This window comes from Metapseudomonas cellulosilytica (genome assembly GCF_049334135.1).
Classification (GTDB): Bacteria; Pseudomonadota; Gammaproteobacteria; order Pseudomonadales; family Pseudomonadaceae; genus Metapseudomonas.
Genome location: NZ_JBHZGN010000048.1, coordinates 1 through 12,844 on the forward strand (window position 1 = coordinate 1; position 12,844 = coordinate 12,844).

Genomic DNA, 12,844 nt, shown 5'->3' on the forward strand with positions numbered 1-12,844 from the left:
GAGCGCTCCATGCCCCGCCTGCGCACGTTGTTCTTCTGCGAGGGCCTGGGGGATGAGCCGAATTGGACAGGGCCTGTCGGACGTCTGTCGCTCGAGGAATTGCAGCGGCAGATCCCCGACTTCAAAGCGCGGGAAGTCTTCACCTGCGGCCCGAAAGGTTACATGGATGCGACCAAGGCTTTGCTGGAGCGTGGCGGCTTCGACCTGGGTCGTTACCACCAGGAAAGCTTCGATATCAATGCCGAAGTCAGTGTCCAGCCGGTGCCAGCGGAATCTGCGCCCGGCCAGGATCAGGATACGTTCACCGTGCACCTGGCACGTTCCGGCAAGACGTTCACCATGAGTGCAGAGCAGACCGTGCTCACAGCAGCGAAGAAGGCCGGGGCCGTGGTCCCCTCCTCTTGCAGCCAAGGCGTGTGCGGCACCTGCAAGACCTCCATCCTGGAAGGTACCGTCGAGATGAAGCACAACGGTGGCATCCGCCAGCGTGAGATCGACAAAGGGTTGCGCTTGCTGTGCTGTAGCAGGCCGACCTCGGACTTGGTCATCGACCTCTAACCCTGACGCCAATGGCATTGCGTCCTACAAGGCGGCTGCGAGTGCAAAATATCTCGACAGCCGCCTTTCAAAAGCCATCCATGGCCGTATCCCTGGCAGATGCCGACGATACTCCATCCACTCAGTGGTTGTAGGCCCGCTCGTTGTGCTCACCGAGGTCCAGGCCGAGTTCTTCCACCGACTCATCGGCGCGCAGGCCCACCAGGCGGTCGGTGACCTTGAGGATCAGCCAGCTCAGCACGAAGCAGTAGACGAAGGTGACCAGCACCCCTTTGGTCTGCGCCCAGACCTGGGCGCCCAGGCTGCTGCCCTCTACGAAGCCACCCAGCTCCGGCACGCAGAACACGCCGGTCAGGATGGCGCCGACCATGCCGCCGACCCCATGCAGGCCGAATACGTCCAGGCTGTCGTCATAACCCAGTCGCTTCTTCAGCACATTGACGCTGAGGTAGCAGCACACGCCGCTCAGCAGGCCAATCGCCAGGGCGCCACCGGGGCCAACGTAGGCGCAGGCCGGGGTAATGCCCACCAGTCCAGCCAAGGCTCCGCTCGCCAGGCCCAAGGCGCTGGGACGCCCCGCCTTGATCCACTCGCTGAACATCCAGCCGAGGATGCCGGCGCAGGCACCTAGCTGGGTGTTGAGCATGGCGATGCCCGAGGTGCCGCTGACCCCCACGCCGGAACCGACGTTGAAGCCGAACCAGCCCACCCAGAGCATGGCTGCGCCGGTCATGGTCAGACTGAGGTTGTGCGGCGGCATCGGCGCATCGGGATAACCCTTGCGCTTGCCGAGCAGCAGACAGGCGGCGAGCGCAGCCACACCGGCGTTGATGTGCACCGCGGTACCGCCGGCGAAGTCCAGCACACCCCAGTTGTGCATCAACGCGCCCGGCCCGCCCTAGACCATGTGCGCTAGGGGCGCATAGACGAAGGTGAACCAGAGGGCCATGAAGATCAGTGCGGCAGAGAACTTCATGCGTTCGGCGAAGGCACCGGCAATCAGCGCCGGGGTGATGATCGCGAAGGTCATCTGGAAGGTGATGAACACGCCTTCGGGGATGCCCAACACCAGGCTGTCCGGGGTCAGCCCGGCAAGCATCGTGCGGGACAGGCCGCCAACGAAGCTGTTGAGGGTCACCTCCCCCGCCTCCATCCCGGTGGTATCCACTACCAGGCTATAGCCGTAGATAACCCAGAGCACGCCCACCAGCCCGGCGATGCCGAAGCACTGGGTAAAGAGCGAGAGCATGTTCTTGGCGCGCACCAGGCCGCCATAGAACAGCGCGAGACCAGGCAGGCACATGAACAGCACGAGGGCGGTGGCGGTGATCATCCAGGCGCTGGCACCGGTGTCCAGCGGCGCATCGGCTGCCATTGCCAAGGGTGAAATTAGCGTCAGGGCACAGAGCCCGGAGAGAGTCATTCCTTTAGCACGATTAACCATTGCAAGACTCCTGAGGAGGATGAGCAGGGATTGTCGTGGCAGCTTCCAAAGTCAGGTTCAAACAGGATGGACACCGGCGTCGCGCCGGGTTCAGGTATCGGGCCCTCGCTTTGGCCTCTCGGGATGACGAAGCGCCCTGACCGCTTTCGTGGACAGGGCGTCGTCCTTCGTACTGAGTCAGCTCAATACTGCTGACCTGGAATCCAACTGGTTCCGGCCAGCGGCACCCGCGCCATCGCGGCGGCTTCCACAGTCAGCGCCACCAGGTCCTCGGGGTCGAGGTTGTGCAGGTGGGACTTGCCGCAGGCCCGCGCCATAGTCTGGGCTTCCAGCACCAGTACGCGCAGATAGTTGGCCAGGCGGCGGCCGGCTTCCACCGGGTCCAGGCGCTTGGACAGTTCGGGGTCCTGGGTGGTGATGCCCGCCGGGTCGCGGCCGTTCTGCCAGTCGTCGTAGTAGCCGGCGGCGGAGCCGATCTTCTTCAGTTCCTCATCCAGGCGCGGATGGTTGTCGCCCAGCGCTACCAGGGCAGCGGTGCCGATGGCGACGGCGTCGGCCCCCAGTGCCATGGCCTTGGCCACGTCAGCGCCGTTGCGGATGCCACCGGAGACGATCAGTTGCACCTTGCGATGCATGCCCATCTCCTGCAGCGCCTGCACGGCTTGCGGAATGGCCGGGAGGATCGGGATGCCCACATGCTCGATGAACACTTCCTGGGTGGCCGCGGTGCCGCCCTGCATGCCGTCGAGGACGATCACGTCGGCACCGGCCTTCACCGCCAGCTTGACGTCGTAGTACGGGCGGCTGGCGCCGATCTTCACGTAGATGGGCTTTTCCCAGTCGGTGATCTCGCGCAGCTCGGCGATCTTGATCGCCAGGTCGTCCGGGCCGGTCCAGTCCGGATGGCGGCAGGCGCTGCGCTGGTCGACGCCGATCGGCAGGGTGCGCATACCGGCGACGCGCTCGGTCACCTTCATGCCCAGCAGCATGCCGCCGCCGCCCGGCTTGGCGCCCTGGCCGAGGACGATCTCGATGGCGTCGGCCTTGCGCAGGTCATCCGGATTCATGCCATAGCGCGACGGCAGGTACTGATACACCAGGTGTTGCGACTGGCCGCGCTCTTCCGGGGTCATGCCGCCGTCACCGGTGGTGGTGCTGGTGCCGGCGATACTGGCGCCACGGCCGAGGGCTTCCTTGGCGTTGGCGGACAGCGCGCCGAAGCTCATGCCGGCGATGGTCACCGGGATCTTCAGGTGGATCGGCTTTTTGGCGAAGCGGGTGCCGAGCACGACGTCGGTGCCACACTTCTCGCGATAGCCTTCCAGCGGGTAGCGGGACACGGAAGCGCCGAGCAGCAGTAGGTCGTCAAAGTGCGGCAGCTTGCGCTTGGTGCCGCCGCCACGGATGTCATAGATGCCGGTTTCGGCGGCACGCTGGATTTCCTGGATGGTCAGGCGGTCGAAGGTGGCGGACTCGCGCAGCACCGGAGTGTGTTTTTCGCTCATAAGATTGTCCTCGCTGCGGATCAGTACGCGGAAGCGTTGTCGACTTTGAAGTTGTACAGCTGGCGAGCCGAGCCGTAGCGCTTGAAGCTGGCCGGGTCTTCGTTGAAACCGGCGAGGTCGAGCAGTTCCTTCAGCTCTTCCAGGTGCTCGGCACGCATCTCTTTCTCGATACAGTCCGAACCCAGGGACTTCACGGTGCCCTTCACGTAGATGCGGGTTTCGTAGAGCGAATCGCCCAGAGCGTCGCCGGCATCGCCGCACACCACCAGACGCCCGGCCTGGGCCATGAAGCAGCTCATGTGGCCGATGCTGCCGCCGACAACGATGTCGACGCCCTTCATCGAGATGCCGCAACGTGCGCCGGCATCGCCTTCGATCACCAGCAGGCCGCCGTGGGCGGTGGCACCGGCGGCCTGGGAAGCACTGCCCTTCACCCGCACCGAGCCGGACATCATGTTCTCGGCCACGCCGACGCCGACGTTGCCGTGCACTGTGATGGCGGCCTTCTGGTTCATGCCTGCGCAGTAGTAGCCGGCATGGCCCTGGATATCGATGCTCACGGCCTGGTTCACGCCAACAGCCAGGTTGTGTTTGCCGTCCGGGTGGGCGACCACCCACTCGCGATCCTGCACGTCGCCGTGCAGGGCCTGGTTCAGTTCACGCACCGAGGCAGTGGAAAGATCAACGGTTTTCATAGTTCAGCTCCTCAGGCGCGTTCCCAGATGTACATGGTGGCGGGTTCGGGTTCCCAGACTTTTGCTTTATCGATGCCCGGCAGGCTGGCCAGAGCCTGGTACTCCGAGGCCATGGCCACGTAGTCGTCGGTCTCGGCAAGGATTGCCGGTTTGCAGGCGATCGGGTCGCGGATCACCGCGAAGCCGTTGCGGGTGCCGATGGCAAAGGTGAAGAAGCCGTCGAGGTCTTCCAGGGAGTGGTCCAACGCCTCCTTCAGGCTGTCGCCCTGTTGTAGGCGCCAGGTCAGATAGCCGGCAGCGACTTCGGTGTCGTTCTCGGTTTCGAAAGTGATGCCCTCGCGCTTGAGTTCCTGGCGCAGGCGTGAGTGGTTGGACAGCGAGCCGTTGTGCACCAGGCAGAGGTCGGCGCCGGTGGAGAACGGGTGGCTGCCTTCCATGGTCACCGCGCTTTCGGTGGCCATGCGGGTGTGGCCGATGATGTGGCTGCCCTTCATCTTGCCGAGGCCAAAGCGCTCGGAAATTTCTTTCGGCAGGCCCATGCCCTTGAGGATTTCGATGCTTTGGCCGGCGCTCATGATGCGCACGTCGGGGGCGAGATCAGCGAGGGCGGCACGCACACGCTCTTCCTCGCAGTTGACCTTGAGTACTGCGGCGCTAGCGTTCTGGAACCAGTCGAGGGAGCAGCCGAGGCGGCCTTCGAGGGCACTCATCAGGTGTTTCCAACCGAAAGCGGCCTCTTTGGCCTGCAGGGTCAGCTTGACCCAGCCGTCGGCCACTTCATCGCCGTAGATGGCGAAGCCGGCGCTGTCCGGACCACGGTCGGTCATGGCTTCCAGCATGGGTTCGAACAGTTTGCCGAGCTGGCCTTCCAGCTCGGGCTTCTTCAGGTAAAGACCTACGATTCCGCACATGGCGTGTCTCCTTGGGGCAGGTAAATGGGTGAAGCGGTGTCAGAAAAATTCGGTGTAGCGCTGGACTTCCCAGTCGGAGACGTGGCGGCTGTATTCCACCCACTCCATACGTTTCTGCTTGATAAACTCGTCGACGATCTGTGGACCAAGCACCTCGCGGAACAACGGGTCGGCTTCCAGGGCGTCAGTGGCCTCCTTAAGCGACTGCGGCAGCGTCTTGATGCCGCGCGCGGCGATCTCTTCGAAACTCAGGTTGTAGAGGTTCTCGTTGCACACAGTGTCCGGCTCCAACTGGCGATCGATGCCGTCGAGGCCGGCGGCGATGATCGCGGCGCTGACCAGGTACGGGTTGCAACCGGCATCCGGCAGGCGGAACTCCAGGCGGCCATACGGCACGCGCACCATGGCCGAGCGGTTGTTGGCACCGAAGGCGATGAAGGCCGGTGCCCAGGTGGCGCCGGACAGTGAGCGCCCCACCACCAGGCGCTTGTAGGAGTTCACCGTGGGCGCGGCGAAGGCGCACAGGGCCGGGCCGTGGGCCAGTAGGCCGGCGGCGAAGTGATAGGCCAGTTTCGACAGGCCCATGCCACTGGGGTCATTCGGGTCGTGGAAGAGGTTCTTGTTGCTGGCGCTGGCAATCGACAGGTGGAAGTGCATGCCGTTGCCGGCGCGCTTCGGATCGGGCTTGGGCATGAAGGAGCAGATCATGCCCATGTCGTTGGCGATCTCGCCGGCGGCCATGCGGAAGAAGGTGAAGCGATCCGCCGACTCCATGGCGTCGCTGTAGGTGTAGTTGATCTCGAACTGGCCGTTCGCGTCCTCGTGGTCGATCTGGTAGATGTCGAAGCCCACCGGTTGCAGCGCTTCGGTCAGGCGCTCGAGGAACTCGCGGGAGCGCGACAGGCCCTTGTAGTCGTAGCAGGGCTTGTCGAGATTGTCGGTGGCGTCGACCAGTTGCAGCTTGCCGCTGGCATCGCGGCGGAACAGGCTGAATTCCGGCTCCAGACCAGTATTCAGGGTCCAGCCCTTGTCGGAGAGGCGCTGGACTTGTTGTTGCAGCACATAGCGGGTGTCGTAGGCCCAGGGTTTGCCTTCCACATGGCCGATGCACACCACCCGGCCATAGCCCGGCTGCCAGGGCACGGGAATCAGCGTGGAGAGGTCGCCACGGGCCATGAAGTCCGGTCCATGGGGCTCCATGCCCATGCCGCAGATGGCGAAGCCAGCGAACCCGGCGCCATCTTCGGCCACCGCCTTGAGGCCGGTGACCGGCACGGATTTGGTCTTCGCGGCGCCATGGATATCGACGAACTGGGCCAGCACGTACTTGATGCCATGCTGGTCGATGATGCGCTGCGTTTCAGTTGGCAACATGAGTCTTCACTCCTGGAAAAGGGCAAGGCGGTTGTTGGATGGCAGGCGATCAAGGAGAGGGCGGCGCACGACTGCCACCGGGATCCGGATCGTCTGAAGGAGTAGGTGGCGGCCGGGCTTTGTCATTGAATTCCACTGAGGAAATTTAGTTTCCCCTCAGGAATGCAAGCGGCTTGCCAATCTGGAATGTGTCAGGAGAAATGGCTCGGTTTTGCGCCGAGCTTCTGTTTATATGGGAATATGAATTTCACTGCAGGAAAGCAGTCGCTCACGCTTGAGGTGACCGATGGGTTTTGTTCTTTCCTGGTGCGAAAAATAATTTCATGAACTGAAATCGTGCAGGACAGCCACCCATGACCAACGAGACCCTACCCCGCCTCCGCCTGGAGCAGTACCTAGGCATGCAGATCAAACGCGAGCGACAAGCGCAGGAGCTGAAGCTGGCGGACGTGGCGCGTATCGCCGGCATCAGTCAGGGGATGCTGAGCAAGATCGAAAACGCTCAGGTCTCCACCAGCTTGGACACCCTGAGCCGCCTCTGCGACGTGCTGGGCATGCCGATGTCCAAGTTGTTCAGCCAGTACGACCAACCCGACGGCAACGCCATCTTGGTGAAGTCCGGCGAAGGCATGGAAGTGGTCCGCCGCGGCACCGAGAAGGGCCACACCTACCACCTGCTAAACCACACCCGTGGGCCGAAGAAAAACTTCGAGGCCTACATGGTAAGCATGGACGACGCCAGCGAGGAGTTCCCGACCTTCGCCCACCCCGGCACCGAGTTCCTTCATCTGCTGGAGGGCGAACTGGTGTACCGCCACGGCAACCAGCTCTACCACATGCAAGCCGGCGATAGCCTGACCTTCGACGGCGACGTGCCCCACGGGCCGGAGAAGCTGCTGCAGGTGCCGATCAAATTGCTGTCGGTGATGAACTACGGGAATGAGTGAGAGCGCTTGCATCCCGAACGGCAACATTCCGCCAGGCCATACTGCCCTCCCCCCTATCCTGAAGACAGAGCGGTGACCCGTGCCGGCACCGCCCTACCCCGGACTCGTGCCCTGTAGGGGCGAATTCATTCGCCAGGCAGTCCGCAGGGTTGCCGTAGGATTGGCTTCAGTCCACCGGCTGCCCTGCAAATCTCGACCTCTGCTGCACCTCATCGAAACTTTCCTGCCACGATAAAAAATTTCCCAACAGGCTAGACCTGCACTCGCACTTCGCCTATAAAAGCGCCAAGGGAAACTTTTATTCCCATCAGTAAAAATAGCTTCACAGATAAAACCCCGCTTCATCCTTGAAGATTTTCGCCCTGCGATGCGCTGCCGCCATTCCAACAGAGGACCAGACATGCAACACGCCACCAGCCACTACATCCTCAAGATCAGTTGCCCGGCCACGTCCGGCATCGTCGCGGCGGTGACCACCTACCTGGCGGACAAGGGTTGCTACATCAGCGAGATGTCGCAGTTCGACGACGACACCAGCGGCCGATTCTTCATGCGCGCCGTATTCCGCTTCAACGACCAGTACGACGGCGATATCGAAGAGGTCGAGCAGGGCTTCGACGCAGTCGCCCGCCGCTTCGACATGGAGTGGACCCTGCACAGTACCGTCCAACCCATGCGCGTGCTGCTGATGGTGAGCAAGTACGACCACTGCCTGTCCGATCTGCTCTACCGCCACCAGAAAGGTGAGATGGACATGCAGATCACCGCAATCGTTTCCAACCACCTTGACCTGCGCGCCATGGCCGAACGCGAGGGCATCCGCTTCATCTACCTGCCGGTCACCAAGGACACCAAGGCCCAGCAGGAAGCCGCGCTGATGAAGATTGTCGATGAAACGCAGACTGAACTGGTGGTACTCGCCCGCTACATGCAGATCCTCTCCGACGACCTGTGCAGGCAACTCTCGGGCCGAGCCATCAACATCCACCACTCCTTCCTCCCCGGCTTCAAGGGCGCCAAGCCCTACCACCAGGCCTATGAGCGCGGCGTGAAGCTGATTGGCGCCACCGCGCACTACGTCACCTCGGACCTCGATGAAGGCCCGATCATCGAGCAGGAAGTGCAGCGCGTGGATCACGCCTACCTGCCTGACGATCTGGTGGCAGTGGGTCGTGACACCGAAACCGTGGCCCTGTCCAAGGCGGTGAAGTACCACCTGGAACACCGCGTCTTCCTCAATGGCGACCGCACGGTGATCTTCCGGTGAAAACTCAAGCTCCCATCAAACTGATCGATGGCAAGGCCGCCGCTAATCGCGTGCTAGCCGAAGTGGCCGAGGACGTACGCGAGATGAAAGCCGCCGGCATCGCCCCGGCCCTGGCAGTGGTGCTGGTCGGCCAAGATCCAGCTAGCCAGGTCTACGTGCGCAACAAGGTACTGCGCGCCGAGGAATGCGGCATCCGCTCCCTGGAACACAAGCTCCCGACGGACACCGCCGAAGCTGATCTGCTGGCGCTGATCCATAGCCTCAACGCCGACGACAGTGTCCACGGCATCCTCGTGCAATTGCCGCTGCCGCCGCACATCGACGAGGCCCGCGTACTGCAGGCCATCGATCCGCTCAAGGATGTCGATGGCTTCCACGCCGAGAACGTCGGCGGCCTCAGCCAGGGCCGCGAGGTGCTCACCCCCTGTACCCCGGCCGGTTGCCTGCGCCTGCTGCAGGACACCTGCGGCGATCTCACCGGCAAGCACGCAGTGGTGATCGGCCGTTCCAATATCGTCGGCAAGCCCATGGCCGCTTTGCTGCTGAAGGCCCATTGCTCGGTGACTGTGGTGCATTCGAAGAGCGCCAACCTGCGCGTGCTCTGCCGCCAAGCCGACATCGTCGTCGCTGCCGTCGGCCGTCCTCGCCTGGTGGATGCCGACTGGCTGAAGCCCGGCGCGGTAGTGATCGACGTCGGCATCAACCGCATCGAGGAAGGCGGCCGCTCGAAGCTCGTCGGTGATGTCGACTTCGACTCCGCCCTCGCCAAGGCCGCCGCCATCACCCCGGTTCCCGGCGGCGTCGGCCCCATGACCATCGCCTTCCTGATGAAGAACACCCTGGCCGCGGCGCGCCTCCAGCACCCGGCACCCATCACCCTTGCCCAGCTCCCGGAGGCGCCATGCCCTTCAATCTCCTGAAATACGGCCTGAGCTCCGAATACCCGGTCGAGGTAGACCTGCCGCCGCCCACCGAACTCAAGCCGTCCTACGACGTGGTCGTCATCGGCGGCGGCGGCCACGGCCTGGCCATCGCCTATTACCTCTCGAAGTACCACGGCATCACCAATGTCGCGGTGCTGGAGAAGTCCTACCTCGGCGGCGGCAACACCGCGCGCAACACGGCGGTGATCCGTTCCAACTACCTCACCTCCGAAGGCGTGCGCTTCTACGCCGAGTCGGTGAAGCTGTTCCAGAACCTCTCCAACGAGTTCGACTTCAACATCATGTATTCCGAGCGCGGCCAGCTCACCCTGGCGCACACGGATGCCACGGTGCGCGCCTTCCGCCAGCGCGCCGAAGTGAACAAGCACTTCGGGGGCCGCACCGAGATGATCGACCGCCAGCAGATCCACGAACTGGTACCGACCCTCAACCTCGACCCCGGCCACCTGCCGGTGCTCGCCGGCCTCTGGCACATCGACGGCGCCACCGCCCGCCACGACGCCGTGGCCTGGGGCTACGCCAAGCAGGCGGCCAAGCGCGGGGTGGAAATCCACCAGCTCACCGAAGTGCAGGACCTGGTGATCGAAAACGGCCGCATCACCGCCCTGAAGACCAATCGCGGCACGGTGAAATGCGGTTGCGCGGTGCAGGCCATCGCCGGTCACAGCTCGCTGATGCTAGCCAAGGCGGGCATCCGCGCGCCGATCCACACCTACCCGCTGCAGGCGATGGTGACCCAGCCGTTCAAGCCTTTCCTCGACCCGCTGGTGAGTTCCTCCGCCCTGCACTGCTATGTGCAGCAGACCAGCCGTGGCGAGATTGTCTTCGGTGGCGGTTCCGACCCCTATCCGCTGTACAACACCCGCTCGACCCTGGACCTGAAGGAAAGCCTGCTGGCCCACGCCATCGAGATGTTCCCCTTCATGGCCAACGCCAAGCTGATGCGCCAGTGGGCGGGCATCACCGACATGACCCCGGACTACAGCCCGATCATGGGCCTGTCGCCAGTGCAGAACTATTACCTCGACGCCGGCTGGGGCACTTGGGGTTTCAAGTCCACGCCCATCTGCGGCAAGACCATGGCCGAACTGGTGGCCAGCGGCGGCAAGGTGCCGGACCTGATCAAGCCCTTTGCCCTGGCGCGTTTCAGCACGTTCCAGCAGGTCAACGAAATGGGCGCCACGGCAGCGAGTCACTAAGGGAAACCACCATGAAGATCATGCACTGTCCGCTCAACGGCCCCCGAAACATCAGCGAATTCACCTACGGCGGCGAGTTCAAGCAGATGCCCGATCCGGCCACCTGCACTGACGCTGAATGGGCCGACTACGTGTTTAACAGCGACAACGCCGCCGGCGTGGTGCGCGAGTGGTGGATGCACAACGCCTCCAGCTACTGGTTCCTCGCCGAACGCCACACGGTCACCGACCAGATCATTCGCACCTTCGACCCGAAGGAACTCTTCACCCAGCGGGTCGAATTCGCTCCGCACACCCAGGAGATCGTCGGATGAGCCAGCCCAGCCGCCTCCCCGCACCCATGGGCCTGCTGATCGACCGCGACCAGCCACTGGCCTTCGATTTCGACGGCACCGCCTACCAGGGTTTTGCTGGCGACAGCATCGCCAGTGCTCTGCTCGCCAACGGCCGCTGGCTGCTCTCGCGCTCGTTCAAGTACCACCGCCCGCGTGGTCCGCTGACCATGGCGGGGCAGGATGCCAATACCCTGGTGCAACTGCCGGACGAGCCCAACGTGCTGGCCGATACCCAGCTGATTCGCCCGGGTCTCAGCGTCACCGGGCAGAACTTCAACGGCTCGCTGAACAACGACCGCGACGCCTACCTCGGCAAGTTTTCGAAGTTTATGCCGGTAGGTTTCTACTACCGTTCCTTCTACAAGCCCAAGGGCATGTGGAAGGTATGGGAGCCGCTGATTCGCAAGAAGGCCGGTCTCGGCGTACTCGACCTGAAGTTCAAGCCGCAGTACTACGACAAGGCGTACCTATTCGTCGACGTCGCCATCATCGGCGCCGGCCCTGCCGGCCTCTCCGCCGCACTCACTGCTGCCAATGCCGGCGCCAAGGTACTGCTGGTCGAGCAGCAGCCGGTACTCGGCGGCTCGCTGACCTACGCACGCTTCGACGTGGAAGGCCGTCGCGCCGATAGCCTGCGCCGCGAACTGGTCGCTGCAGTGGAAGGCCACGCCAATATCCAGGTGCTGAAGGAAGCCACCTGCAATGCCTGGTTCACCGAGAACTATCTGCCGGTCATTCAGGGTCGCCGCATGTACAAGGTGCGCGCGAAGCAGTGCATCGTCAGCGCCGGTTCCTTCGACCAGCCGGTGGTGTTCCGCAACAACGACCTGCCCGGCGTCATGCTCGCCAGCGCTGCCCAGCGCCTGATGAAATTGTATGCCGTGAAACCCGGTAAACGCGCCGTGGTGCTCACCGGCAACGACGACGGCTACCTCGCTGCCCTCGACCTCGCCGAGCAGGGCGTTCAAGTCGCGGCCCTGGTGGACATGCGCCAGCAGCCGGCTGACGCAACCCTCCAGACTGCCGTGGAAAGGCAGGGCATTCCTTGCCACCTGGGCAGCACCGTCTATGAAGCGCTGCATGAGAAAGGCATGCGCCATGTCAGCGGTGTAGACATCCGCCGCATCACCGCCCAGGGTCAGGTGGGTGACCGGGGTCTTCAGCTCTCTTGCGACCTGCTGTGCATGTCCGCTGGCTACATGCCGGTCTACCAGTTGCTCTGCCAGGCGGGTGGCAAGCTGGCTTACGACGAGCAACGCGCCGAGTTCGCCATCAGTGGCCTGCCAGAGAGCCTCGTCATCGCCGGCTCGGTGAGCGGTCGTCACAACCTGGACAACGTGCTGCTGGATGGCGCGCGTGTCGCCTCACGTGCCGCTGCAGCGCTGGGATTGAACGCCAGTATCGGTGAAGCAGCCTTCATCCGCGAGACACGGGTCAACTTCGACTGGCCGATCTTCCCCCATCCTAAAGGCAAGGATTTCGTCGACTTCGACGAAGACCTGCAGGTGCGCGACATCGTCAACGCCACCCGTATCGGCTACCGCGACGTGCAACTGGTGAAGCGCTTCTCCACCGTCGGTATGGGCCCGTCCCAGGGCCGCCACTCGGCGCTGCCCACCGCACGCCTGGTCGCCCAGGCCACCCGCCGCAGCATCAGCGAAACCG

The 12,844-nt window shown here is 63.4% G+C and carries 11 protein-coding genes and 1 pseudogene; 7 read left to right on the forward strand and 5 right to left on the reverse strand.

Translation table 11 applies throughout. From position 1 onward, the window contains the following. Positions 1–558: flavin reductase family protein (locus ACFW0H_RS29755; protein WP_422917422.1), on the forward strand; the 558-nt coding region annotated here is incomplete at its 5' end. A 121-nt stretch (positions 559–679) separates the two neighbouring features. Here ACFW0H_RS29755 and ACFW0H_RS29760 read toward each other — a convergent pair. From ACFW0H_RS29760 to glnT, 5 genes and pseudogenes are all read right to left on the reverse strand, one after another. Continuing rightward, positions 680–2,002: pseudogene (locus ACFW0H_RS29760) on the reverse strand (ammonium transporter). 182 nt (positions 2,003–2,184) lie between these two features. Beyond that, positions 2,185–3,507 carry an FMN-binding glutamate synthase family protein gene (locus ACFW0H_RS29765; RefSeq protein WP_273627680.1) on the reverse strand — a complete coding sequence of 441 codons (1,323 nt, stop codon included), beginning with the start codon at positions 3,505–3,507 and terminating at the stop codon, positions 2,185–2,187. A 20-nt stretch (positions 3,508–3,527) separates the two neighbouring features. After that, a complete protein-coding gene (locus ACFW0H_RS29770; RefSeq protein WP_422917423.1) occupies positions 3,528–4,202 on the reverse strand; it encodes a GltB/FmdC/FwdC-like GXGXG domain-containing protein in 675 nt (224 codons plus the stop codon). An 11-nt stretch (positions 4,203–4,213) separates the two neighbouring features. Further along, the gene (locus ACFW0H_RS29775) at positions 4,214–5,113 is read right to left on the reverse strand and encodes a class II glutamine amidotransferase (protein ID WP_422917424.1); all 900 of its coding nucleotides are present in this window, start codon (positions 5,111–5,113) and stop codon (positions 4,214–4,216) included. Positions 5,114–5,152: 39 nt separating this feature from the next. Next, entirely contained in the window at positions 5,153–6,487 is a 1,335-nt protein-coding gene (gene glnT, locus ACFW0H_RS29780; protein ID WP_422917425.1) for a type III glutamate--ammonia ligase, read from the reverse strand. 353 nt (positions 6,488–6,840) lie between these two features. Between glnT and ACFW0H_RS29785 the strand changes: the two genes are divergently transcribed. The 6 genes from ACFW0H_RS29785 to ACFW0H_RS29810 all read left to right on the forward strand — a co-directional run. After that, positions 6,841–7,434, forward strand: coding sequence for a helix-turn-helix domain-containing protein (locus ACFW0H_RS29785; RefSeq protein WP_422917426.1), 594 nt, complete (start codon positions 6,841–6,843; stop codon positions 7,432–7,434). A 400-nt stretch (positions 7,435–7,834) separates the two neighbouring features. Beyond that, entirely contained in the window at positions 7,835–8,701 is an 867-nt protein-coding gene (purU, locus tag ACFW0H_RS29790; protein ID WP_422917427.1) for a formyltetrahydrofolate deformylase, read from the forward strand. After that, positions 8,698–9,621 (forward strand): bifunctional methylenetetrahydrofolate dehydrogenase/methenyltetrahydrofolate cyclohydrolase FolD, encoded by a 924-nt coding sequence (gene folD, locus ACFW0H_RS29795; RefSeq protein WP_422917428.1) that lies wholly within the window; start codon positions 8,698–8,700, stop codon positions 9,619–9,621. The genes purU and folD overlap by 4 nt, the downstream gene beginning before the upstream one ends. Then, a complete protein-coding gene (locus ACFW0H_RS29800) occupies positions 9,603–10,844 on the forward strand; it encodes an FAD-dependent oxidoreductase (protein ID WP_422917429.1) in 1,242 nt (413 codons plus the stop codon). Before folD ends, ACFW0H_RS29800 begins: the two co-directional genes overlap by 19 nt. An 11-nt stretch (positions 10,845–10,855) precedes the next feature. Continuing rightward, complete coding sequence (locus tag ACFW0H_RS29805) at positions 10,856–11,158, forward strand: sarcosine oxidase subunit delta (protein WP_422917430.1); 303 nt, start codon at positions 10,856–10,858, stop codon at positions 11,156–11,158. Beyond that, positions 11,155–12,844: FAD-dependent oxidoreductase (locus tag ACFW0H_RS29810; RefSeq protein ID WP_422917431.1), on the forward strand; the 1,690-nt coding region annotated here is incomplete at its 3' end. The genes ACFW0H_RS29805 and ACFW0H_RS29810, both read left to right, overlap by 4 nt.